Origin of the sequence: Streptosporangium minutum, from assembly GCF_002149035.1 — a bacterium.
Classification (GTDB): domain Bacteria; phylum Actinomycetota; class Actinomycetes; order Streptosporangiales; family Streptosporangiaceae; genus Streptosporangium; species Streptosporangium minutum.
On record NZ_NGFP01000055.1, the window covers coordinates 17,189 to 39,472 of the forward strand.

Annotated in this window: 20 protein-coding genes; 7 read left to right on the plus strand and 13 right to left on the minus strand. The window is 71.3% G+C overall.

Annotated features, from left to right (window positions below; translation table 11 throughout):
- The first annotated feature begins 105 nt into the window (after positions 1-105).
- Positions 106-1,509 carry a Si-specific NAD(P)(+) transhydrogenase gene (gene sthA / locus CA984_RS14495; RefSeq protein ID WP_086572213.1) on the plus strand — a complete coding sequence of 468 codons (1,404 nt, stop codon included), beginning with the start codon at positions 106-108 and terminating at the stop codon, positions 1,507-1,509.
- Positions 1,510-1,811: 302 nt separating this feature from the next.
- Here sthA and CA984_RS14500 read toward each other — a convergent pair whose 3' ends face one another.
- Positions 1,812-2,393 (minus strand): maleylpyruvate isomerase N-terminal domain-containing protein, encoded by a 582-nt coding sequence (locus CA984_RS14500; protein WP_086572218.1) that lies wholly within the window; start codon positions 2,391-2,393, stop codon positions 1,812-1,814.
- A gap of 656 nt (positions 2,394-3,049) precedes the next feature.
- On the opposite strand from CA984_RS14500, the gene CA984_RS14505 reads away from it, so the two are divergent.
- Together CA984_RS14505 and CA984_RS14510 are read left to right on the plus strand one after the other, a co-directional pair.
- Positions 3,050-3,379 (plus strand): DUF485 domain-containing protein, encoded by a 330-nt coding sequence (locus tag CA984_RS14505; RefSeq protein WP_031164210.1) that lies wholly within the window; start codon positions 3,050-3,052, stop codon positions 3,377-3,379.
- Positions 3,376-4,986 (plus strand): solute symporter family protein, encoded by a 1,611-nt coding sequence (locus CA984_RS14510; RefSeq protein WP_086572220.1) that lies wholly within the window; start codon positions 3,376-3,378, stop codon positions 4,984-4,986. Before CA984_RS14505 ends, CA984_RS14510 begins: the two co-directional genes overlap by 4 nt.
- 191 nt (positions 4,987-5,177) lie before the next feature.
- Here CA984_RS14510 and CA984_RS14515 read toward each other — a convergent pair whose 3' ends face one another.
- Positions 5,178-6,101 carry an aldo/keto reductase gene (locus tag CA984_RS14515; protein ID WP_086572223.1) on the minus strand — a complete coding sequence of 308 codons (924 nt, stop codon included), beginning with the start codon at positions 6,099-6,101 and terminating at the stop codon, positions 5,178-5,180.
- A gap of 104 nt (positions 6,102-6,205) precedes the next feature.
- Here CA984_RS14515 and CA984_RS14520 point away from each other — a divergent pair, with 104 nt between their 5' ends.
- The gene (locus tag CA984_RS14520) at positions 6,206-7,264 is read left to right on the plus strand and encodes an alpha/beta hydrolase (RefSeq protein ID WP_086572225.1); all 1,059 of its coding nucleotides are present in this window, start codon (positions 6,206-6,208) and stop codon (positions 7,262-7,264) included.
- Positions 7,265-7,535: 271 nt separating this feature from the next.
- Here CA984_RS14520 and CA984_RS14525 read toward each other — a convergent pair whose 3' ends face one another.
- Complete coding sequence (locus CA984_RS14525; protein ID WP_086572247.1) at positions 7,536-9,086, minus strand: MFS transporter; 1,551 nt, start codon at positions 9,084-9,086, stop codon at positions 7,536-7,538.
- 140 nt (positions 9,087-9,226) lie between these two features.
- The gene (locus CA984_RS14530) at positions 9,227-9,784 is read right to left on the minus strand and encodes a TetR/AcrR family transcriptional regulator (RefSeq protein ID WP_086572249.1); all 558 of its coding nucleotides are present in this window, start codon (positions 9,782-9,784) and stop codon (positions 9,227-9,229) included.
- A gap of 249 nt (positions 9,785-10,033) precedes the next feature.
- Between CA984_RS14530 and CA984_RS14535 the strand changes: the two genes are divergently transcribed.
- Positions 10,034-10,627, plus strand: coding sequence for a TetR/AcrR family transcriptional regulator (locus tag CA984_RS14535; protein WP_031164199.1), 594 nt, complete (start codon positions 10,034-10,036; stop codon positions 10,625-10,627).
- Positions 10,628-10,654: 27 nt separating this feature from the next.
- Here the strand turns inward: CA984_RS14535 and CA984_RS14540 are convergent, their stop codons facing one another.
- The 3 genes from CA984_RS14540 to polX form a co-directional block, all read right to left on the minus strand.
- Positions 10,655-12,136 (minus strand): WS/DGAT/MGAT family O-acyltransferase, encoded by a 1,482-nt coding sequence (locus CA984_RS14540; RefSeq protein WP_086572227.1) that lies wholly within the window; start codon positions 12,134-12,136, stop codon positions 10,655-10,657.
- Between the two features lie 262 nt (positions 12,137-12,398).
- Complete coding sequence (locus CA984_RS14545) at positions 12,399-13,607, minus strand: sulfite oxidase (RefSeq protein WP_086572229.1); 1,209 nt, start codon at positions 13,605-13,607, stop codon at positions 12,399-12,401.
- 81 nt (positions 13,608-13,688) lie between these two features.
- Positions 13,689-15,371, minus strand: a complete 1,683-nt coding sequence (gene polX, locus CA984_RS14550) for a DNA polymerase/3'-5' exonuclease PolX (RefSeq protein WP_086572231.1) — start codon at positions 15,369-15,371, stop codon at positions 13,689-13,691.
- Between the two features lie 296 nt (positions 15,372-15,667).
- Between polX and CA984_RS14555 the strand changes: the two genes are divergently transcribed.
- Complete coding sequence (locus CA984_RS14555; protein WP_086572233.1) at positions 15,668-16,060, plus strand: VOC family protein; 393 nt, start codon at positions 15,668-15,670, stop codon at positions 16,058-16,060.
- An 81-nt stretch (positions 16,061-16,141) separates the two neighbouring features.
- Here CA984_RS14555 and CA984_RS14560 read toward each other — a convergent pair whose 3' ends face one another.
- From CA984_RS14560 to CA984_RS14585, 6 genes are read right to left on the minus strand one after another with little or no spacing between them, the layout of a single operon-like run.
- The gene (locus CA984_RS14560) at positions 16,142-16,888 is read right to left on the minus strand and encodes a copper homeostasis protein CutC (protein ID WP_086572235.1); all 747 of its coding nucleotides are present in this window, start codon (positions 16,886-16,888) and stop codon (positions 16,142-16,144) included.
- Positions 16,885-17,865 carry an asparaginase gene (locus CA984_RS14565; protein ID WP_086572237.1) on the minus strand — a complete coding sequence of 327 codons (981 nt, stop codon included), beginning with the start codon at positions 17,863-17,865 and terminating at the stop codon, positions 16,885-16,887. Before CA984_RS14565 ends, CA984_RS14560 begins: the two co-directional genes overlap by 4 nt.
- On the minus strand, positions 17,858-18,682 hold the full coding sequence (locus CA984_RS14570) for an amino acid ABC transporter permease (protein WP_086572239.1): 825 nt from the start codon (positions 18,680-18,682) through the stop codon (positions 17,858-17,860). The genes CA984_RS14565 and CA984_RS14570 overlap by 8 nt, the downstream gene beginning before the upstream one ends.
- Positions 18,679-19,323, minus strand: a complete 645-nt coding sequence (locus CA984_RS14575; protein ID WP_012892755.1) for an amino acid ABC transporter permease — start codon at positions 19,321-19,323, stop codon at positions 18,679-18,681. Before CA984_RS14575 ends, CA984_RS14570 begins: the two co-directional genes overlap by 4 nt.
- Positions 19,323-20,249, minus strand: coding sequence for a glutamate ABC transporter substrate-binding protein (locus CA984_RS14580; protein WP_086572251.1), 927 nt, complete (start codon positions 20,247-20,249; stop codon positions 19,323-19,325). The genes CA984_RS14575 and CA984_RS14580 overlap by 1 nt, the downstream gene beginning before the upstream one ends.
- A gap of 21 nt (positions 20,250-20,270) precedes the next feature.
- A complete protein-coding gene (locus CA984_RS14585; RefSeq protein ID WP_031164176.1) occupies positions 20,271-20,999 on the minus strand; it encodes an amino acid ABC transporter ATP-binding protein in 729 nt (242 codons plus the stop codon).
- A gap of 104 nt (positions 21,000-21,103) precedes the next feature.
- Here CA984_RS14585 and CA984_RS14590 point away from each other — a divergent pair, with 104 nt between their 5' ends.
- Positions 21,104-22,246 carry an ROK family protein gene (locus CA984_RS14590; protein ID WP_242675949.1) on the plus strand — a complete coding sequence of 381 codons (1,143 nt, stop codon included), beginning with the start codon at positions 21,104-21,106 and terminating at the stop codon, positions 22,244-22,246.
- Positions 22,247-22,284: the final 38 nt, after the last annotated feature.

Below are 22,284 nucleotides of genomic sequence, written 5' to 3' on the forward strand. Positions count from 1 at the left end.
TCGGACACCTCTGACCTGCCGACCGGAGAGCTTCGGGACATGTGAGGCGGAGACCGCACCCATGAGACCTTCTCATGGTCCCCTGCGGCGCGCAGACTGGGCCTTATGTGGGACTTCGATGTTCTCGTCCTGGGTTCCGGGCCGGGTGGGCAGAAGGCGGCGATCGCCGCGGCGAAACTCGGCAGGCGGGTCGCGGTGGTGGAAAAGAAGCACATGCTCGGGGGCGTGTGCATCAACACGGGGACGATCCCGTCGAAGACGCTGCGGGAGGCGGTCCTCTATCTGACCGGCCTCAACCAGCGGGAGCTCTACGGCGCCAGCTACCGGGTCAAGGAAGAGATCACGGTCGCGGATCTCGGGATGCGCACCCAGCATGTGATCGGCCGGGAGATCCAGGTGATCCGGAGTCAGCTGGGCCGCAACCATGTGACGGTCCTGCAGGGGACCGGGCGATTCCTTGACGCGCACACCATCGGTGTCACCGGCGACGAGGAGAGGAAGGTCACTGCCAAGAAGATCGTGATCGCCACGGGGACGTCGCCCGCCCGTCCGGCCAGCGTGGAGTTCGACGACAAGATGATTATCGACTCCGACGCGATCCTGCATCTCGATCGGGTGCCCGAAACGCTCGTTGTCGTCGGAGCCGGGGTTATAGGAATCGAGTACGCCTCGATGTTCGCGGCCCTTGGCGTCAAGGTCACCGTGGTGGAGCGCCGTGAGCGGATGCTGGAGTTCTGCGATCTGGAGATCGTGGAGGCACTCAAGTACCACCTGCGCGACCTGGCCGTCACATTCCGGTTCGGTGAGCACGTCGCCGCGGTCGAGCGACGGCCCCGAGGAGCCTTGACCGTCTTGGAAAGCGGCAAGAAGATTCCCGCCGATTGCGTGATGTACTCGGCAGGGCGACAGGGCAAGACGGCCGAACTGTGCCTGGAGGCGGCCGGGCTGACCGCCGATGACCGGGGCCGGATTCAGGTGGATGAGAACTACGCCACCCCCGTCCCGCACATCTACGCGGTCGGCGACGTGATCGGCTTCCCGGCGCTGGCGGCCACCTCGATGGAGCAGGGGCGGCTGGCCGCTCAGCACGCGTGCGGCGAACCGGTGGCGGAGATGCACGAGCTGGCGCCGATCGGGATCTACACGATCCCGGAGATCAGCTTCGTCGGGAAGTCCGAGGACGAGCTGACCCGGGACAAGATCCCGTTCGAGGTCGGCATCTCGCGGTATCGGGAACTCGCCCGAGGACAGATCATCGGCGACTCGTACGGGATGCTCAAGCTGCTCGTCTCCTCCGAGGACCGGCGCCTGCTCGGCGTCCACGTGTTCGGCACGGGGGCCACCGAGCTCGTCCACATCGGGCAGACCGTCATGGGGTGCGGCGGGACGGTCGACTACCTGGTCAACGCCGTGTTCAACTACCCGACCCTCGCGGAGTCGTACAAGGTCGCCGCCCTGGACGCCATGAACAAGATGCGGGTGATCGCCCGGCTGACGGCCGAACTGTGAGGCCGTGATCGCTACCCGGTTCCCGTGCCGTGCGGCGCGTGGTCGCGGTCAGCGCTGTTCTTACCTGAGCGATCGGGGAGACGTCGAGCGCGTCCGAACACACCCACCACGGACGGTGGGGTGAGGGCCGTCGGTCCCCACCGCCCTCACCCGGGCATGGGGTGTGGGCGGCATGTTCGGCAAGCGGTGCTGAAAGCCCCGGGCGCCGGGCGGCGGAAACCCTCGAGCATTTCCTGAGGGATCAGAGCTCCGGCCGTCCCGTGGCCCGGCCGGCTGTCCGCTCGCCGCCGCTTGCGAGGGCCTCAGCGGACGTCGCCGTACCACTGCCACTCCTTCCGGCGGCCGAGGCCGGGCAGGGCGGCGCGGCCCGTGCACCACAGCAGGGTGCGCGCCGGATCGTGGCCGGTCGGAGCATCGGGGAAGAGCCGCTCGACCACCGGCGCGCACAGGTCGTCCGGGGGCGTCCAGTCGATCCCGAGGGTGAGGGCGATGTCGCGGCTGTGAACGAGGATCTCCAGCGTGCCCATGGCGGCGAAGCCGGGACCGTCGGAGTGCCCGTAGGGGTGCCAGGCGCGGACCTCCGGTACGGCCTCGCGGACGGCCGAGGCGAGGATCGTCGCCGAGATCCGGATCCCCTCCAGGCACGCGGGGATCGGGGCCTGGTCGTCGAGCGAGGCGAACAGGGCGATGTAGCGGTCGGCAGGCTGGGCGATGAGCAGTCCCGCGTAGCCGACGACGCCGAGGGCCATGTGGTCGAGGGTCTGCCGACAGGTCCAGTCGAGGTCCCCTGCGTCGCGGGACCAGTCCTGGTCGGCGCCCTTGGCGAGGACGGAGACGCCGTCGGCGGCTGCCGAGGTCACCAGGTCGGGCCAGGAGATGGTCATGGCGGGTCGTCCTTCTCGTTCGGGGCAGGCCTGCGGCGGCCTGCGCCAGGCTTGGGCAGAGGGGGATGGGGGCGGGCGGAGATGCTGGGACGGTCCTCCCGGCTCACGCGGTGGGCCGCGACCGGCTCCCACAGGGGTGCCGCCGGTCGATGACCAGGCTCGCAGCGTGTCTCGTCCGGCGACAGCGGCAGGACTGCCTATCCTCAACATATTCCTGCCATACCTGGTGATCATGAGCCCCAGGCCCGTCACGGTTGCCATGGTTGATCACGTTGGCGTTTTGCCGTCTGTGTCGTGAAATATCGGCCTCAAAAGGTCGGCGTTATTACCGTGATCGCCTACGGGCTGGGATGACGACGCGGGCGTCGGCCTCGCGGACCGGCGGACGGCCATCCGCCCCAAGATCGGTGGGGTGGGCGAGGCGGCGCCCGCCGCCGGGCCGGAACCGGTGGTAGGTCTCTTCCCGAGAGGTCTCCGCACGGCGGGTCCGAGCCGGTGGACCGCTCACCGCATGAGACGGACCTTTCACCGCAAGCCATATCCAACTGGCCGCGACCCGGTGCCACCTGGGCGAAGAGTCCGGCCACGGGTCTCCTCGCGGGGTACGGTCCCCTCCTACGTTATCCGTGATCCAGATCACATTCGTGGGAGGTCCCGTGACCACCAGGCAACATGATTCATCGGTTTACGAACATATCCAGGGCGAGGAGAGGTTCCAGGAGCTGAAGCGGCGTTTCCGCTCCTGGGCGTTCCCGATGACGGCGGCGTTCCTGGCGTGGTACCTGCTCTACGTGGTGCTGTCCGCGTGGGCGCGTGACTTCATGGGCACCAAGGTGTTCGGCAACATCAACGTGGCGCTGATCTTCGGTCTGCTCCAGTTCGTGTCGACGTTCCTGATCGCCTGGGCCTACTCCCGGTATGCCGAGAAGAAGCTCGACCCGGTGGCCGACGAGATCCGCCACGAGGCCGAGGGGACGACCGAATGAGTCACCAGACGCTGTCCACGATCCTGTTCCTGCTCTTCGTCGCGGTGACGCTGGGCATCACCTTCAAGGCGAGCCGCAGCAACAAGGACGCCGCCGACTTCTACGCCGGAGGCCGGTCCTTCAGCGGCGCGCAGAACGGCCTGGCGATCGGCGGCGACTACATGTCGGCGGCGAGCTTCCTGGGCATCGCCGGGATCATCGCGCTGTCGGGATACGACGGCTTCCTGTACTCGATCGGCTTCCTGGTCGCCTGGCTGGTGGCGCTGCTGCTGGTCGCCGAGCTGATGCGCAACTCCGGCAAGTTCACCATGGCCGACGTCCTGGCCTTCCGGATGAGCCCGCGGCCGGTCCGCACCGCGGCGGGCGTCTCCACCATCGTCGTGTCGATCTTCTACCTGCTGGCCCAGATGGTCGGGGCGGGCGCGCTGGTCGGCCTGCTGCTCGGCATCACCTCTCCGACCGGCAAGGCGCTCACCATCGTCGGCGTCGGCCTGCTGATGATCGTCTACGTGGTCGTCGGCGGGATGAAGGGCACCACCTGGGTGCAGATCGTCAAGGCCGTGCTGCTGATGACCGGCGCGACCCTGATCACCCTGTTGGTGCTCGGCAAGTACGGTTTCAACCTCTCGGCCCTGCTCGGCGACGCCGCCGCGCAGAGCGGCAAGGGGGACGCCTTCCTCAACTCCGGCGGGAAGTACGCCACCGAGGCACAGGGCCTGGCCGGCAAGCTCGACCTGATCAGCCTGGGCCTGGCGCTGGTGCTCGGCACCGCGGGCCTGCCGCACATCCTGATCCGCTTCTACACGGTCCCCACCGCTAAGGAGGCCCGCAAGTCGGTTCTCTGGGGCATCGGCATCATCGGTGTCTTCTACCTGCTCACCCTCGTGCTGGGCTTCGGCGCCGCGGCGCTGGTCGGCGGCAAGGCGATCGTGGCGCAGGACAAGGCGGGCAACACCGCGGCGCCGATGCTCGCCGAGGCGGTCGGCAACGCCATCTTCGGCGAGGTGGGTGGCACGATCCTGCTGGCCGTCATCGCGGCTGTCGCGTTCGCCACGATCCTGGCGGTCGTCGCCGGTCTGACGCTGGCCTCCTCCTCCAGCTTCGCCCACGACCTCTACGCCCACGTCTTCAAGCGGGGCAACGTCACCGACAAGCAGGAGGTCCTGGTCGCCCGGATCTCCGCCTTCGTCATCGGCGCGGTTGCCATCGGGCTCGGCATCCTCGCGCAGGGGCAGAACGTGGCCTTCCTGGTCGCGCTGGCCTTCGCGGTGGCCGCCTCCGGCAACCTCCCCGCGATCCTCTACAGCCTGTTCTGGAAGAGGTTCAACACCGCCGGCGCGGTCTCGGCCATCTACGGAGGCCTGGTCTCCGCGCTGATCCTGGTGGTCTTCTCGCCGGTCGTGTCGGGCAGCGCCACCGCGCTGTTCCCGGACGCCGACTTCGCCTGGTTCCCGCTGAGCAACCCCGGCCTCGTCTCGATCCCGATCGGATTCCTGGCCGGATTCGTCGGCGCGCGGCTCAGCAAGGAGTACAACCCGGCCAAGTACGCCGAGATCGAGGTCCGCTCGCTGACCGGCATCGGCGCGGAGAAGGCCACCCAGCACTGAGCCGGACCGCCCGGTTCCGAGCGGACGTCCCGGCACTGAGCCGGACTGTCCGGCAGTGAGGGGCGACCCGGACCTGAGCTGGAGGGCGCGGTTCCGGGCGGTGAGCGGACCGCCCGGCTCTGAGCCGGCCGCTCGGCACGACCCGGGGCGGGGGCCCGGCCGCGACACGGCCGGGCCCCCGCCGTACGGCGTCAGCGGGACGCCACGTCCAGCATCGCCAGCTCGTCCTCGCTCAGGGTCAGCCCGGCGACGGCGAGCAGCGGCCTGAGCTGTTCGACGTCGCGGGCGCTGGCGATCGGCGCGGCCACCGTGGGCTGGGCGGCCAGCCAGGCGAGCGCGACGGCCGCCGGGGCGACGTCGTGGGCGGCGGCCACCTTGTCCAGGGCCTCCAGCACCCGGGGGCCGCGCTCGGTCTTCAGATACGCCGAGGCCTGGCCCGCGCGGGGGCTGTCCACCTCGACGCCGGGCCGGTACTTGCCGGTCAGGAATCCACGGGCCAGCCCGTGGTACGGCGTGCTGGTCAGCCCCTCGGCGATCACCACGTCGCGCAGCGGGCCCTCGTAGTCGCGCTCCACCAGGTTGTACGGCTGCTGCAGCACCCCGTAGCGGGCCAGGCCGTCCCGATCGGAGATCGCCAGCGCCTCGGCCAGCCGCTCGGGGCCGTAGTTGGAGGCGCCGATGTTGCGGACCTTGCCCTCGCGGATCAGGGAGTCGAACGCGCCGAGGGTCTCCTCCAGCGGGGTCCCGGCGTCGTCGATGTGCGCCCAGTACAGATCGATGTGGTCGGTCCGCAGCCGCCGCAGCGAGTCCTCGGCGGCCGCGCGGATGTTGGCCGCGGACAGGCCGGGCCGGCCGGGCAGCGAGCCGACCTTGGTGGCCACCACGATCTGGCCGCGGTTGCCGCGGGAGGCCATCCACTCCCCGATGATCGTCTCCGACTCCCCGCCGGAGTGTCCGGGAACCCACTCGGAGTAGACGTCGGCGGTGTCGACGAAGTTGCCGCCGGCCTCGACGTAGGCGTCCAGGACGGCGAACGAGGCGTCGCGGTCCGCGGTCCAGCCGAATACGTTGCCACCCAGGCAGAGCGGGAAGAGGTTCAGCTCAGAAAGGCTCATGGTTCTCAGCCTATTTGCTGAATAATCGCGCACTTCGCGGGCATCCCCGGCAAGCGGTGGGCAGTTATTATGTGCGACGTCAATAAGGACTGTCGGAGGCTCTCATGGCACCCGGTTCACGGCTACGCGGATTCTTCGTCGGCGCTGTGATCGCGGGCGGGCTGACCGTCCTCGTCGTGGCCGCCGCCATCGCCCTCCTCACCAACCAGCGCCACGCGGTCTCCGGGCCGGTCGGGGTCCCGGCCGGCGTCCCGGCCAGTGCCTCAGCCGGCGCCTCGGCCTCCACGCGGACGCCGGAGACCTCCGGCGACGTCGAGGTGGTCAAGGAGCGGCGGCTCGGCGAACGACGGATGGAGCTGACCCTCCGATCCAAGGCCCTCGACGACGTCACCACGGTCAGGCTGCTGCTGCCCAAAGGCTGGTCCAGGGATTCCGGCAGAACCTGGCCGGCGCTCTGGCTGCTCCACGGCGGTCTCGACGGCTACCAGGGATGGTCGAAGTCGGATGTCGAGGAGATGACCGAGAACGAGCAGGTCATCGTGGTGATGCCCGACGGGGGCAAGTGCGGCAGCTACTCCGACTGGTACAACGGCGGCGACGGGGGCCCGCCCCGGTGGGCGACCTACCACCTGAAGGAACTGCTGCCCCTGCTGGAGAGCCGGTACGCCGCGAGCGGGGAGCGGGCCGTCGCCGGATACTCCATGGGCGGCCAGGGAGCGATGCTCTACGCCGCGACCGGGAGCTTCAGGGCCGCGGCCTCTTTCAGCGGCGCGGTGCACACCCTCATGCCCGGGGCCGACGTGGCCGTCTTCCTCGGCACCACGGCGGGCTGCTTCGGCACCGACTGGAAGCGCATCTGGGGTGACCCCCGCGGCGACCGCGAGGTCTGGCGGGCCCACGACCCCTACCACCTGGCGGGCCGGCTCCGCGGGGTCCGGCTCTACGTGGCCGCCGGTGACGGCCGGAAGAGGCGGGGCGAGCTGTTCGGCGACATCACCGAGGAACTGGCCGGCAAGGCCTCCAGGGCCTTCGCCGGCCGGCTCAAGGAGCTCGGCATCCCCGTCGAGACCCATTTCTACGGCGGCCGCCACAACATGACCTACTGGAACAGGGAGCTCCGCCGTGCGCTGCCGATGCTGCTCGACTCCGTCGGGGCGAAGTGAGCCCGCCGGGTGCCGGTGGTTCACGCCCGGGGCCGCTCGCCGGTCCAAAGTGGTTCACGGCCGGAGCTGCTCGCCGGTCCAAAGTGGTTCACGGCCGGAGCTGCTCGCCGGTCCAAAGTGGTTCACGGCCGGAGCTGCTCGCCGGTCCAGGGTGGTTCACGGCCGGAGCTGCTCGCCGGTCCAGGTGGCCTCACGGCCGGAGGCGCCCGCCGGCCGGTGGCGCGTACCGATCGGCGGGACACCGGCACCCGGCGGGCGCCGTACGGGACGGTCAGTGCCCGCCGGACAGATCCATGTCGCGCGGTGTGAGCAGCCAGACCGCGACGGCGGCGGCCAGCATGAGGCCGCCGCCGGCCGCGCCGGTCACCACCAGCGAGTCGGTGAAGGCGGCCTGGGCCTGCCGGGCGAGCTCGGTCCCGGCCCGGCCCACGGCCCCGGTCACCTCCAGCGCCCCGCCCAGCGACTCGCGGACCACCTCGGCGGCCTGGCCGGTGACGCCCCCCGCGGCCAGCTCGGCCGGCGTGAGCTCGTTGCGGTAGACCGCCGCGGCGACGCTGCCGAGGACGGCCACGCCCAGTGCCCCGCCCAGCTCGTAGCTGGTCTCCTCGATCGCGGCGGCGCTGCCGGCCTTCTCGGGCGGCGCGCCGGACATGATGACCGCCGAGGCGATCGCCAGCGACCCCATGCCGGCGCCGATCAGCAGGAGCGCCGCGGCCACGGCCGGGTAGGGGAGAGGGGCCGGCGCGACGGGAAGCACGAGGAACCCGGCGGCGGCGACGGCGAGACCTCCGGCCAGCACCGCCCGGGGGCCGAGCCGGCCGGCCAGGCTGGGGGCGAGCGGCGAGACCAGCCCCGCGCCGGCCGCGGCCGGCAGCAGCCGCACCCCCGTCTCCAGCGGGGAGTAGTCCTGCACCAGCTGCATCCACTGGGCCACCAGCAGCATCATCCCGGCCATCGCGATGGAGGTGGTCAGCGCCGCGACGGTGCCCGCGGTGAAGGAGGGACGGCCGAACAGGCGGACCTCCAGCAGCGGATCGGGCCGGTCGAGGCAGCGTCTGACGAACCAGGTGAGTGTCACCGCCGCGACGGCGAGGGCGATCAGCGCGCCGGGGTCGCCGAGCCCGTCCTTGCCGAAGTGCTTGATCGCCCACACCAGGGCGACCATGCCCACGATCGACAGCACGGTGGCCACCGCGTCCCAGCGGCCCGGACGCGGGTTGCGGGACTCGGGCAGCAGCAGGAGCCCCGCGATGATCGCCGCGGCCATCACCGGGACGTTCACCAGGAACGCGGAGTGCCAGCTGAACCTCTCCAGCAGGGTTCCGCCGAGGATCGGCCCCAGCGCGGCGCCGAGCGCGGCCATGGCCGACCAGACGCCCAGCGCGGTGGCCCGCTCCCTCGGGTCGGTGAACAGGCTGCGGATCATCGACAGCGTGGAAGGCATGATCATGGCGCCGCCGATGCCGAGGAGCGCCCGTACCGCGATCACCTCGCCGGGGCTGTCGGCCGCCAGCACCCCGACCGAGGCGAGGCCGAAGATCGCGAATCCGGTGAGCAGCATCCGCTTGCGGCCCCACCGGTCGCCCAGCGCGCTCAGGGTGACCAGCAGCCCGGACAGCACGAGCGCGTAGACGTCCACCATCCACAGCAGCTGCACCGAGTCCGGCCTCAGGTCGGCGGAGATCGCGGGCAGCGCCACGTTGAGGACGGTCATGTCCATGACCACCAGCAGCAGGCTCGCGGACAGGACGCCGAGCCCCGCCCAGCGGCGTGGGTGCGGTGGCGCGCCGACCGCCGACCCCGGCTCCGGGGCGCACGTCACGGGGTCGCCGGCGGACGGGTTCGGGTTGCACGTCACGGGGTCGCCGGCGGACGGTTCCAGGTTGTGCGTCACGGGGTCTCCGGTGGACGGGTTCGGGTTGCGCGTCACGGGGTCGCCGGCGGACGGTTCCGGGTTGCGCGTCACGAGGTCCCCCGGAGAAAGGTCTCCAGCAGCGTCCGCTCGATGTCCCTGCGTGCGACGTCGCCCCGCCGCAGGCTCTCGCGTACGGCGACGAGCAGGCCGTACACGGTGTTGCTGATCCACCTGACCGGCAGGTCGGGGCGGAGCACGCCCGCCCGCTGGGCGGCCAGGTAGAAGGCGATCTCGCGCTCCTCCAGCTCGTCGGCGCGTTCCTGCAGCCCGGGCAGCTTGGTCATGACGTGCTCGGTCAGCGCGAAGCCGTGCTCCTGCACGTCGTTCACCAGGCCGGTGAGCAGCTCGTGCAGGGCGGTGGTGATGCGCGCGGGGTCGGCGGAGGCGGCGGCCTCCTCGATCGCGGCCTGCCGCTGCACCCGCTCCCACCCGTCGAGCGCCCTGCTGCCGAGGACCACGAGCAGCTCCTCCTTGCCGGCGAAGTACCGGTGGAGCGTGGCGCGGCTGACCCCGGTGGCTTCGGCGAGCTGGGCCATGGAGGCGGTCGGGTCCTCGTTCAGGTGTTGTATCGCCAGGGTGATGATCTGGTCGCGGCCTACAGCCACCACTCATCTCCGTTTCGTTTGAGACATCCGTGTTTCAAATGATACGTGACCGCATCAAGGCTACGACGTGGTACCCCGTCCCCGGCACGGCACGGCACGCACCCGCCTCGCCCGTACGGCACGGCACCCGCCTCACCGGTGCGGCGCGCGTACGGCTACGGCACGCACACGGTCCCGTTACGGCGTGCGTACGGCGCTCTCTCCCCGGTGGCATGGAAATCCGGCCTGGCCGGGGGCTATGGTCGGGCTGTGGCCAGCCTCAGACAGCGCTCCGGCAGGTCCGGGCGCGCGCGTGACGCCTCGGATCCCGGCACGCGCACCCGTATCCTCGACGCCGCCGAAGAGCTGTTCGCCGGGGGCGGCTACGAGGCGACGCCCACGGCGGAGATCGCCCGGCTGGCCGGCGTGCCCAAGGGGCTCGTCTTCCACTACTTCCCCAAGAAGATCGACGTGCTCGTCGCGCTGATCGACGAGCGCACGCTCGTGGAGGAGCTCCCCGAGGTGGAGGCCGTCCCCGGCGACGCGGCGGGGACCCTGTCGCGGCTGGCCCGGCGCCTGCCGCTCAGCGCCTCCCCGGCGATGCGCCGCATCCTGTTCCGCGAGGCGGACACGCACGGCTCGGTCCGCGACCGGCTCGGCCGCCTGAACGGTGAGATCATCCGGCGGGCCCGGTTCGCGCTGGAGCTGGCGCTGCCCACGGCGCGCGGCGACGCCGCCCGGCTGGAGGTGGCCGCGGTCACCTTCGCCGCGGTGCTGCTCTACCAGGAGAACCTCTGCCAGCTCACCGGCCACCACATCGATCCCGACGCGGTCGCCGAGCTGATCGCCCACGCCCTGGGATGAGCTCCGCCCCCGGCCGGGCGCTCCGCCTCAGGCGGGGACGGCCTCCCGGGCCGTTCGGGGCTCGGCCGGCTCGGCCAGCTCCCTCAGCTCGTCCATGGCCTCCTGCAGGTGACCCATCAGCCGCCACACGTCCTCCACCCGGTCGGGGCAGGCGAGGATGCCGAAGTCCAGCGAGCCGTCGTAGGAGAAGCAGGTGATGTTGACCCCGCCGCTCAGGTCGGTCAGCACCGACATCGGGTAGTAGGCGAGCACCCGGGCCCCGCACAGATACAGCGGGAGCTGGGGCCCGGGGACGTTGGAGACGATCAGGTTGATCGGCGGCAGCACGATCGAGGCCAGCCGGAAGATCGTGGAGGTCGCGCGCGCGGCGACGGCCGCGGGCAGCATCGAGGACAGCTCGCCCAGCCAGGTGGCGGGGGAGCCGGCGAAGCGCCGCTTGGCCGCGCGCATCGTCCGCCCCATGACCCGCAGGCGGTCGAGGGGATCGGCGAGATCGGTCGGCATCGGGGTGATCATGACAGAGAGCTGGTTGCCGACCACGTCCCGGGCACTCGACGTGCGGACCGCGACCGGGACCGCGGCGATCAGCGGCCGGTCCGGCAGGCAGCCGTGCTCGCGGAGCCAGGAACGCAGCGCCGAGGCGCACAGCGTCATGACCACGTCGTTGACGCTGAGCCCGAAGACCCCGGCGACCCGCTTGACGTCCGCCAGCGGGATCGAGCCGTAGGAGAAGCGCCGTCGGGCGCCGATCGGGCCGTTGAACGGCGTGCGCGGGGCGGACAGGGAGGGCGTCTCCGGCAGCTCCCGGTGGTCCCCCCAGATCATCCGGGTCGCGGCGGCCACCGTCCGGGCCCCGGGCAGCGCCGCGGCCACCGGGATCGCGTCGAGGTCGGCCGCCATCCTGCCCAGCGAGCGCAGTGCTCTGGCCGGGTGGGCCACCGAGCGGGTCACGGCCGCCGCGAGCATCGTGACCGGACCGAGGGCGGTGGTCGCCGCCGGGGCGGCCGGCGGGTCGACCACACGGCGCTCGGGGGTGAGGTCCAGCAGGGCGGCGAGGGTCTCCGCGCCCGACACCCCGTCGATGGCGCAGTGGTGGACCTTGGCGTAGAGGGCGGTCCGGCCGCCGGTCAGGCCCTGGATCAGGTGCATCTCCCAGAGCGGCCGGGTCCGGTCCAGCCGCCGCTCGTGGATCCGGGCGATCACCTCGGCGAGCTGCGCCTCGTCGCCGGGCAGGGGGAGGGTCACCTCGTGGACGTGGTCGGCGACGTCGAGGTCGGGGACCTCCGTCCAGTAGGGGTGGTCCAGGCCGAACGGCACGTCGGCCAGGCGCAGGCTCAGTGTCGGGGCGAGATGCAGGCGCTCGCGCAGCAGCTCGATCAGAGCGGCCCGCGTGACGGCACCCCCGGGAGCCCCGGCAGGGTCGAGGATCGCCACCCCTGCGACGTGGGCCGCGGTGGTCGCCGATTCGGCATGCAGGAACTGCGCGTCGAGTGCGGTCAGCTGGCGCATCGATTGAGCCTCCTCGCGGAGAGCGGTGAGATGGATACGGCCATCATCGCCCCGGAACGTTTCCGCCTCGTTTCCCCCGGGCGACCTTGGGAGTCTTTCAGACGGAGCCGGGTGGCCCGGCCGTGAGCCCTTGCGCGGAGCCCGCCCGATCACCCGATACGCGCGCCGTACAGGGGGAATTCCATGCCCTTGCGGAGAGGTAAGAGTTGTGTATGGAATCGCCCCGCGATCGGTGGGGTCCGTGAGTCGGCGGCGTTTCCGATCATTCGTTCACGACGGTCACGGGATGGCGCACGACGGCGTCGAAGAGGTAGCCGTAGTCGTTGTGCGTGGCCCGCAGGGGCTGGACCGCGCCCGTCTCGTCGGTGGCCCGGGCGAGCAGGGTGTGCGGGCCGGTCCGCTGGGGGTTCCAGGTGATGTGCCAGCGGGTCCAGGCCGGCACGACGTGCGGGCCGCGGAGGTGGGCGCGGTGCCAGGTGGCGCCGCCGTCGAAGCTCACCTCCACCCCGGCGATCCGGCCGTTGCCCGACCATGCCCGTCCGTGCAGCACGTGCGGGCGTCCGGCCGCAAGCGTGGCGTCCCAGGGCAGCTCGAAGGCGCTCCTGATCCCCTGGGCGGTCAGCGGGGCGCCGCCCTCGGGCGGGTAGGCGTCGCCGAACATCCGGTAGAACTCGGTGTTCCACGGCGAGGCCAGCGGTGAGGTGGAGACCTCGATGTCGCCCACCCACTTGATCGAGGCCAGCCCGATCCAGGAGGGGACGATCAGCCGCACCGGGTGGCCGTGGTCGGGCGGCAGCGGCTGGTCGTTCATCTCGTAGGCGAGGATGACGTCCTTGAGCGCCTTGGACACCGGGATCGGGCGGCGGACCCGGCCGTAGTCGACCCCGTCGGCCACGTAGCCGGCGTCGAGCCCGCGCGGCATGACGTCGACGGCGTCGGGGGTGAGCCCGGCCCGCTCCAGCACCGTGGCCAGCGGCACCCCGCGCCAGCGGGCCACCCCGATGCCGCCCAGCCGCCAGGGTGTTCCGAAGATCTCCTCGCCCTGCTGGGCGGCGAAGAAGCTCCGGCCGTTGCCCGCGCACTCGATCGCCACGTCCTGGGTCACCGCGGGCAGCGCGAGAAGCTCCTCGTAGCCGAAGCCGCGGGGGTTGCGCAGCCCCGCGCCGTGCAGTTCCAGCCGCCAGGTCGCGGCGTCGATGATCGGGGTCGAGGTGTGGTTGCGGACGAAGAAACGGTCGTTGGGAACGTGGTAGCCGACGTCGCGCATCGCCTCCCAGCGCATCTCGGCGTTGGTGCCGTGGGCGATGAACGTCTCCGGCGGCAGCGGCTTGACGATCCCCGGGGCGCCCTCCCCGGGGACCGGCTCCCCGTCGACGGCCGCGAGCCGGAGCCGGTCGCGCCTGCCCCGGGCCAGCTGCTCGGCGCGGGTGCGCTGGTAGACGGCCTCGTCGTTCAGGTCCTCGTACGGCATGCGGCACCTCTCCTTCCCTTACATCTATTTCCTACCAAAAAAGAATGTAATTTGCGAAGAGGGGTCACGCTTCTGTGACTCTCAGCGACCCAGAAAGGCTAGCAGCCGCTCCAGGGGCCAGGTGTTGATCACGTCGTCGGCGGTCAGCCAGGCGCGCTGGGCGATGCCGATGCCGAACCGCTGGTTGGCCAGGTGGGGCACCGCGTGGGCGTCGCTGTCGATGGAGAACTTCACGCCGTGGTGGCGTGCCAGCCGGACCAGGTCGGAGGGGAGGTCGGAACGGTCGGGGAAGGAGTCGATCTCCATCGCGGTGCCGGTGCGGGCGGCAGCGCGGAACACCGCCTCCCAGTCGGCGTCCACCGGCGGACGCCCGCCGATCTTGCGGGTGGTGGGGTGGCCGATGATGTGCACGTGCGGGTTCTCACAGGCGGCGATGAAACGGCGGGTCATCTCCTCACGTGACTGGGTGAAGTGCGAGTGCACGCTCGCCACGCACACGTCGAAGCCCGCCAGGACCTCGGCCGGCCAGTCGACCGAGCCATCGGGGGCGATGTTGAGCTCGGTGCCGTGCAGCAGCCTCATGTCCGGATGGCTCGCCTGAAGCCGCTGGAGCCGCTCGCGCTGCTCCAGCGCCTTGTCCAGCGTCATCCGCTGCATCGCCAGGTCGGGCGCGTGGTCGGTCACGGCGTAGTAGGAGTGCCCGCGTGCGCGGGCCGCCGCGACCATGTCCTCCAGCGAGGCGATGCCGTCGGTCAGGTCGGTGTGGGTGTGCAGGTCGCCCCGGATGTCGTCCAGGGTGACGAGCACGGGCAGCTCGCCCCTGAGGGCGGTGGTGATCTCCCCGCCGTCCTCGCGCAGCGGCGGCGGGATCCACGGCATGCCGAGCGCCTGGTAGATGTCCTCCTCGCGCTCGGCCGCGATCACCCGGTCCCCGTCGAACAGGCCGTATTCGGAGAGCTTCCAGCCCTTCTTCACCGTGATCTCGCGCAGGTGCACGTTGTGCTCCTTGGAGCCGGTGAAATACTGCATCGCGGCGCCCCACGACTCGGCCGGGACCACGCGCAGGTCCACCTGGATGCCCTCGGTGGTGCGGATCGAGGTCTTCTTCTCGCCCGAGGCGATGACCTCCGCGACATACGGCCGGCTCTTGAAGTCGTCCATCAGGCTCGCCGGGCCGACGGCGAGGATGTCGATGTCGCCGATGGTGTCCTTCATCCGGCGCAGCGACCCGGCGTAGGCGATCCGCTCGGCCGACAGCGAGGCGATGATCCGCTCGGCCAGGTCCATGGCCACGCCGGTGTGCACCCTGGCGCTGGTCTGCTCCAGCTGCTCGATGCCCTTGAGCAGGTTCTCCTCGGTCTTGGGGCCGAAGCCCTTCAGCCCCTTGAGCCGCCCCTGCCCGATGGCCTCGGCGAGGGCCTCGGGGGAGTCGATGCCGAGCTCCTGGAAGAGGAAGACGGCCTTCTTCGGCCCGAGCGAGGCGATCCGGGTCAGCCTCCGCACCCCGCCGGGGACCTTCCCGCGCAGGTCGTCGAGCTGGCGGAAACTCCCCCTCTCGAGGTATTCCTCGACCTTCTTGGCGATCGCCTCGCCAACCCCCGGCACGCTCCGCACGGCCGTGGCCGCGATGTCCTCGGGGAATCCCGCGATCGCCTTGGCGGCCTTCTGGTAGCTGCGCACCCGGAACGCGTCGCCGCCCGTCATCGCGAACAGCTCGGCGTATTCCTCCAGGGCGGACGCCACAGCGTCGTTAGCTCGTGCCATGGGCCCAGCCTAGAAGATCGCGCCGACGTTTTCCCGGGCCGGTCCGGAAGGCGGACCGTGGCCCACATGCTCCCGGACCGCGGCCCGCATGCTCCCGGATCGTGGTCCGCATGCTCCCGGTCCGCGGCCCGCGTGCTCCCGGACGCGGTGCGCCGCGGGCCGATTCCCCGCGGCGGCCCCGGCCCCGGATCCGGCGCGCCCTTGGACGTAGGCCGAAGGTCCGATGCCGGAGGCGGGGCCGGGGCCGTAACGTCAGGAGGGCAAGGCCATTCCGAGGCTGACAACCGGGAGGTTCCGTGCCAGCGCAGCTCGACCACACCATCGTGCACAGCAGTGACCGTTTCGCCTCCGCCCGTTTTCTCACCGGTCTGCTCGGCGCGCCCGAGCCCCGGGCCTACGGGCCGTTCGCCGCCGTCCCGCTCGCCAACGGCGTGACGGTGGACTACGCGGACTCCATCGTCGCCTCCGACCGGATCGTCATGCAGCACCTGGCCTTCCTGGTCGCCGAGGACGAGTTCGACGAGATCTACGCCCGGATCACCGAGCGCGGGCTGCTCCACTGGGGCGATCCGGGCCATACGGAGCCCCAGCAGATCAACCACCGCCACCGCGGCCGGGGCGTGTACGTCGACGACCCCGACGGGCACTCCCTCGAATTCCTCACCCACCCGTACGTCACGGACGAGTGACCGAACCCGTGCCGTCCGGCCGGGTCGAGCGTCCGCCGGCGAACGCGGAGCCCGGCCGGACGGGTGGGTGGTCCCGGCCGGTCAGGCCCCCGAGGCGGCGATCACCTCGGAGACCAGGCCCGGGGAGGTGACCAGGCGGGCGTACTCGGGCTGGCGCAGCTCGCCGCCCATGAACGGGTGGGGGTTGCGGTGGACGGCGGGGCTGGGCGCGTCCACGAGGGCGGCGAAATGGATCTCCTTGACCCCCGTCGCCTCCACCACGCGGCTCACGTTGCGGGGTGTGATGCCGCCACCGGGCATGACGATCAGGCCGTCGCCCGCCCGCTCGACCAGGGACGCGATCAGCGGCGCCCCCTCCAGCGCGGTGACGTCCTGGCCGGAGGTGAGCACCCGGTCGACTCCCAGCGAGGCGAGCGTGTCGAGAGCGGCGAACGGGTCGGCGGTCATGTCGAAGGCCCGGTGGAAGGTGACCGAGAGCCCTCTGGCGGCGTCGATCAGCCGCTTGGCCACCTCGACGTCCACCTCGCCCGACGGCGTCAGCACCCCGATCACCACGCCCTGCGCGCCCGCCTCCCGGACTTCCGCCACGTCGCGTTCCATGGCCGCGACCTCGTACTCGTCGTAGATGAAGTCACCGCCACGGGGGCGGATGATCACGTGGACGCGGATCGACGAGACCGCGGCGAGGGTCGCCTCGACGGTGCCGAGGGTCGGGGTGAGACCGCCCTCGAAGAGGGCCGAGCACAGCTCGACCCGGTGCGCTCCGGCCTGCTCGGCCGCCAGCGCGCCCGCCGTGCTGTCGATGCAGATCTCATAGGTAAGGCTCATTTTTCCCCCAAAGCGTGGATCTCGCCGACCGGGACGCCCCCGCCCAGCACCGCGACACTCGCGAACTCCTCGGCCGGCGCGACGTCGCCCCCCGCCGCCCGGAGGGCGGCCAGCGCGATCGCGGTCGTGGCCCGCGGGCTCCCGTCGATGACCTTGACCGCCGCCGCGTGCCCGTCGGCCAGCGCGACGACGAGCACGCCCTCGGCGCCGCCCTTGGCCACCGCCCCGGGCAGTGCCCGCATCAGGGAGGTGTTGACGTGGCCGGTCCCGCCGACGTACTCGGGATACTCGCGTATCGCGTCGGCGACCGCCCGCGGCGCCGTCCCGGGCGCGGCGAGGACCAGGCCCTGTACGGCCCGTGCCAGCCCGGTCAGCGACAGCCCGAACAGCGGGGCGCCGCACCCGTCGACGGCGACGTGGGCCGTCTTCTCCCCCGACAGCTCCTCGACCACGCCGCGGACCCGCTGCTGCACGGGATGGCCCGGGTCGAGGTAGGAGCCGGCCTCCCAGCCGGAGGCCACGGACGCGGCGAGCATCGCGGCGTGCTTGCCCGAGCAGTTCATCCGCTCACGCGACGCGGTCAGGCCGGCGCGGATCAGCGCGTGCCGGGTGGCCTCGTCCTCCGGCCAGTCCGCGGGGCAGCCGAGGGCGTCGAAGCCGAGTCCCGCCTCGCCGAGCATCTCGGCGACCAGCCGTACGTGGAAGTCCTCACCCGTGTGGCTGCCGGCGGCGATGGCCAGGCGCGGGCCGTGCAGGTCGGCTCCGGACAGCAGGCACGCGAGCGCCTGGAACGGCTTGGCCGACGAGCGCGGCAGCACCGGGTCGTCGACCCGGCCGAGGGCGACGGCGGTGCCGCCGTCGGGCGCGAGGGCGACGGCGCTGCCGAAGTGCACGCTCTCGGTGAACCCGGAGCGGACCACCTCGGCGAGCGGGACGTATCCGGAACCTCCCCCGGTGAGCGGGACGAGTTCAGGCACGGGCGAGTCTCCTTCGCGGTCGGTGGGCGCGCGGTTGGCGGGCTTCGAGGGTGCGGGCGAGTTTGGACAGCGACGCGTTGACCACCAGGTAGACCAGCGCGACGATGATGTAGGTCTGGATGAGCAGGCCGTTGTAGGTCGCCAGGACCTTGCCGCTGTAGAGCAGCTCGGCGTAGCTGACCACGAAGCCCAGCGAGGTGTCCTTCAGCAGGCCGACCGACTGGCTGACGATCGAGGGCAGCACGCGGCGGGCCGCCTGCGGAAGCACGATCATGCGCATGGTCTGGCCGTGGGTGAGCCCGACCGCCAGGCCCGCCTCGTTCTGGCCGCGCTCGACGGACAGGATCCCGGCCCGGAAGATCTCCGCGAACGCCGCCGCGTTCGAGATCGCCAGCGGCACCACGAGCTTCCAGAACAGCGGCAGGTCCAGCCCGTAGCGGGGCAGCGCGAACAGCACGACGTAGACCAGCAGCAGCGCCGGGACGGTGCGCACGACCTCCACGTACGCGGCGGCGGGCAGGCGCACCCAGCGCCGCCGCGACAGCCGTCCCAGGGCCAGCGCCAGCCCGGCCGCCATCGCGATCGCGGCCGACACGACCGCCGCCAGCACGGTGGACCAGAGCCCGTCGAGCAGGTAGCGCCACATCGGCCACGTCGCGTACGGCTGCCAGCGGGCGGCGTCGAGCTGGCCGTTGGCGGCGAACTGCCGTACGGCCAGCGCCAGCAGGCCGAGCACCGCGACCGCCCCCACCACGGTCGCGACACGGATCCTGCGGCGGGCGCGTGGCCCGGGCTCGTCGAAGAGCAGATTGCTCACCGGACCATCACCAGCCGTCGTTCGAGCCGCCCGGTGACGAATCCGGCACAGGCGGCGATCAGCGCGTAGGCCAGGCCCGCCCCGACGAAGATCGGGATGGGCTGGGCCTCCATCAGGTTCACCCGGTTGGCCGCGGCGGTCAGGTCGACCACGCCGATCGCGGCCGCCAGCGAGGTGTTCATCGTCAGCGCGATGAAGATGTTGCCCAGCGGCTGGATCACCGTGCGCAGCGCCTGCGGCAGGATCACGTGCCGCAGGGATTGGCCGAAGGTGAGCCCGAGCGCGCGGGCCGCCTCACCCTGCCCGGCGGAGACGGCGTTGACGCCCGAGCGCAGCGCCTCGGCGATGTAGGCGGCCTCGTAGAGCGCGATGACCACGATGGCCGTGACCAGCAGGTCGGCCTTGATCCCGATCTCCGGCAGGCCGAAGACGGCGAGCACCAGCAGTACCAGCAGGGGCAGGTTCTGGAAGGTCTCCACGTAGGCCGTGCCGATCCCGCGCAGCACGCCGACCGGGCTGACCCGCATGGCCGTGATCACGAGCCCCACCACCGCGGCGCCGAGGAACGACGCCGCGGTGAGCTGGAGGGTCACGATCAGGCCTTCCCAGAACTCGGGCAGGTGATCCAGGATCGCCGACATCAGGAGCCCGGAACCGATCCGATCTGCGGCGGGGTGGGCGCCTCGCCCTGCACGACCGTGCCGATGGAGTTCTTCCAGGTCTGCTGCCAGAGGCCGTCGCCCTGGATCTTCTTCAGCCAGTCGTTGACGAACTTCTTGAACTGCTCGTCACCGTGCTTGAGGCCGATGCCGTACGGGTCGGACGTGAAGGGCTGGCCGACGACCTGGACCGAGGGGTCCTTCTGGGCGTTGGCGACCAGGAGCGTCTCGTCCTGGACGTAGGCGTCGCCGCGCTCCTGCTTGAGCGCCTGCATGCACTCGGGGTCGCTGCCGAACGTCACGATCTTCGCCTGCGGCGCGAGCTTCTTGATCGCCGGGATGGCCGGGGTGTTGGCCCCGGCGATGACGGTCTTGCCGTTCAGGTCCTCCGGCTTGGCGATGCCCGCCGTGCCCTTCCTGACCGCGAGGGACAGGCCCGAGGAGTAGTACGGCCCGGCGAAGGCGACCTGCTTGGCCCGCTCCGGCGTGATCGTGTAGGTCTGGAAGACGACGTCCACGGTGCCGTTGCTCAGCAGCGCCTCACGGGTCTCCGACGCCGAGTTGACGATCTTCACCTTGGGCTCGCCGATGATGTACTTGGCGAGCGCCTTGCCCATGTCCGCGTCGAACCCCTCGACCTCGCCGGTCGTCGGGTTCTGCTGCGACAGCAGCGGGGCGTCGAGCGACCCGCCGACGATCAGCTCGCCGCGCTGCTTGATCTTCTCCATCGTGGAGCCGGGCAGGATGTCGGCGGCCGCCGCCACCGGCGCCTTGGCGAGCAGGTCGCCGCCCTTGGTCTCGCCTGGCACGCCCGGCACCGCCGAGCTGCCCGAATCCGTGCCGGAACAGGCCGAGAGACCGACCATTGCCACGGCGGCGACAGCGGCCATCCGCTTCATGGACACCATCGGGCCCACCATCCTTTGCGATCAGTGAGTGAGTACCTTGGCCAGGAAGTCCCTGGCCCGGTCCGTCGTGGGAGCTTCGAAGAAGGCATTGGGCTCGCCTGTCTCGACGATCTGGCCGCCGTCCATGAACACCACGCGGTCGGCGGCCCTGCGGGCGAAGCCCATCTCGTGGGTGACCACGACCATGGTCATGCCGTCGGCGGCGAGCTGGACCATCACGTCCAGGACCTCGCCGACCATCTCCGGGTCGAGCGCCGAGGTGGGCTCGTCGAAGAGCATCACCTTGGGCCGCATGGCCAGCGCGCGGGCGATGGCCGCCCGCTGCTGCTGGCCACCCGAGAGCTGCGCGGGCAGCTTGCCGGCCTGCTCGGCGATGCCGACGCGCGCCAGCAGCTGCCGCGCGGTGCTCTCCGCCTCGGTACGGCTGACGCCGCGCACCTTCACCGGCGCGAGCATGACGTTCTCCAGCACGCTCTTGTGCTGGAAGAGGTTGAACGACTGGAAGACCATGCCGACGTCGGCCCGGAGCCGGGCCAGCTCGCGGCCCTCCACGGGGGCCGGGACGCCGTCGATGAGGATGTCGCCCGAGCCCGCGGTCTCCAGCCGGTTGAGGCAGCGGCACAGCGTGGACTTGCCGGACCCGGAGGGGCCGATCACCACGACGACCTCGCCCTGCGCCACCTCAAGGTCGATGTCGCGCAGCACGTGATGATCGCCGAACCATTTGTTCAGCCCTTGCACCTGAATCATTGCCGTCTTCCTTCGAAATCGAAGATAAACCGGAACGTAATGGATGATTCCGGTTGAAGTCAACACATTGCCGTAGTAAGTACAGACGTGGTATTCCTCTGTTCATGTCAGGCAAAGAGAGGTTGCCCGTGCGGGGGGCCCAGGGCGATCTCCTGCGTCTCGTCGCCACCGGCCACGCCGAGTCGCGCGCCGAGCTGGCACGCCTGTCCGGCCTGGCGGCGTCGAGCGTCTCCCTGCGGGTCGAGGAGCTGATCGGCACCGGACTGCTCGTGGAGGAGGGGTCAGGCACCTCGCGTGGCGGGCGGCGACCCCGGCGGCTGCGCGTCAGCCCCACCGCCGGGCTGCTCGCGGTGGCCGACCTCGGAGCGCACCACGCCCGTCTCGGCCTGCTCGACCTCAGCGGCACCCCGCTGGTCGTCGAGGAACGCCCCTGCGACATCGCGCTGGGCCCGGAGGAGACCCTGGACTGGATGGCGGCCTCCTTCGACGAGCTGCTGCTGACCCACGGCCCGCCCGGCGTCCCCCTGCGCGGAGTCGGCACCGGCATCCCCGGACCCGTCGACCCCGCCAGCGGCCGCGTGGTCTCCCCCTCGCGCATGCCCGGCTGGAACAACTTCCCCGTCGCCGAGCACCTCGGCGCGCGCTACGACCTGCCGGTGCTCGTCGAGAACGACGCCAACCTCATGGCCGTCGGCGAGGCCCGCGCGTGGCCCGGCTGCGACAACCTCATGGTGCTGAAAGCCGGCAGCGGCATAGGGTGCGGCGTGATCGTCGACGGCCGCCTGCACCGGGGGAGGGGCGCGGCCGGCGACATCAGCCACGTCCGGGTCAGGACCGACTCCTCCGTCGTGTGCTCCTGCGGCCACTCCGACTGCCTGGAGGCCTACGCCAGCGGAGCGGCGCTGATGAGCGCCCTGACCGAACAGGGCATCGCGCTGGGGCGGCCCGCCGACGTCGTCGCCGCCGTCAACGACGGCGTGCCCGAGGCCACCGCCCTGGTCAGGAGCGCCGGACGCCTCATCGGCGAGGTGCTCACCGTCCTGGTGAACTTCCTCAACCCCGACGCCATCGTGATCGGCGGCAGCCTGTCCACGGCCGAGCCGCTGATCTCGTCGATCCGCGCAGCGGTCTACGAACGGTGCCTGCCGCTGGCCACCCGCGACCTGGAGATCGCCGTCACCCGCGCGGGCCCCGACGCGGCGCTGCTCGGCGCCGGATCCCTGCTCCTGGACGCCGTCCTGGGCTGAGCGGAGCCGCCGCGGCGGAGCCCCGCACGTCCCCGGAC

Bases quoted from the DNA above. Each gene is read 5' to 3' on its own strand.
- CA984_RS14590 (WP_242675949.1), top strand. From the start codon at position 21,104: ATGTCAGGCAAAGAGAGGTTGCCCGTGCGGGGGGCCCAGGGCGATCTC.
- CA984_RS14520 (WP_086572225.1), top strand. From the start codon at position 6,206: ATGGCACCCGGTTCACGGCTACGCGGATTCTTCGTCGGCGCTGTGATC.
- CA984_RS14575 (WP_012892755.1), bottom strand. From the start codon at position 19,323: ATGTCGGCGATCCTGGATCACCTGCCCGAGTTCTGGGAAGGCCTGATC.
- CA984_RS14580 (WP_086572251.1), bottom strand. From the start codon at position 20,249: ATGGTGTCCATGAAGCGGATGGCCGCTGTCGCCGCCGTGGCAATGGTC.
- CA984_RS14515 (WP_086572223.1), bottom strand. From the start codon at position 6,101: ATGAGCCTTTCTGAGCTGAACCTCTTCCCGCTCTGCCTGGGTGGCAAC.
- CA984_RS14500 (WP_086572218.1), bottom strand. From the start codon at position 2,393: ATGACCATCTCCTGGCCCGACCTGGTGACCTCGGCAGCCGCCGACGGC.
- CA984_RS14585 (WP_031164176.1), bottom strand. From the start codon at position 20,999: ATGATTCAGGTGCAAGGGCTGAACAAATGGTTCGGCGATCATCACGTG.
- CA984_RS14510 (WP_086572220.1), top strand. From the start codon at position 3,376: ATGAGTCACCAGACGCTGTCCACGATCCTGTTCCTGCTCTTCGTCGCG.
- CA984_RS14540 (WP_086572227.1), bottom strand. From the start codon at position 12,136: ATGCGCCAGCTGACCGCACTCGACGCGCAGTTCCTGCATGCCGAATCG.
- CA984_RS14545 (WP_086572229.1), bottom strand. From the start codon at position 13,607: ATGCCGTACGAGGACCTGAACGACGAGGCCGTCTACCAGCGCACCCGC.
- sthA (WP_086572213.1), top strand. From the start codon at position 106: ATGTGGGACTTCGATGTTCTCGTCCTGGGTTCCGGGCCGGGTGGGCAG.
- polX (WP_086572231.1), bottom strand. From the start codon at position 15,371: ATGGCACGAGCTAACGACGCTGTGGCGTCCGCCCTGGAGGAATACGCC.
- CA984_RS14560 (WP_086572235.1), bottom strand. From the start codon at position 16,888: ATGAGCCTTACCTATGAGATCTGCATCGACAGCACGGCGGGCGCGCTG.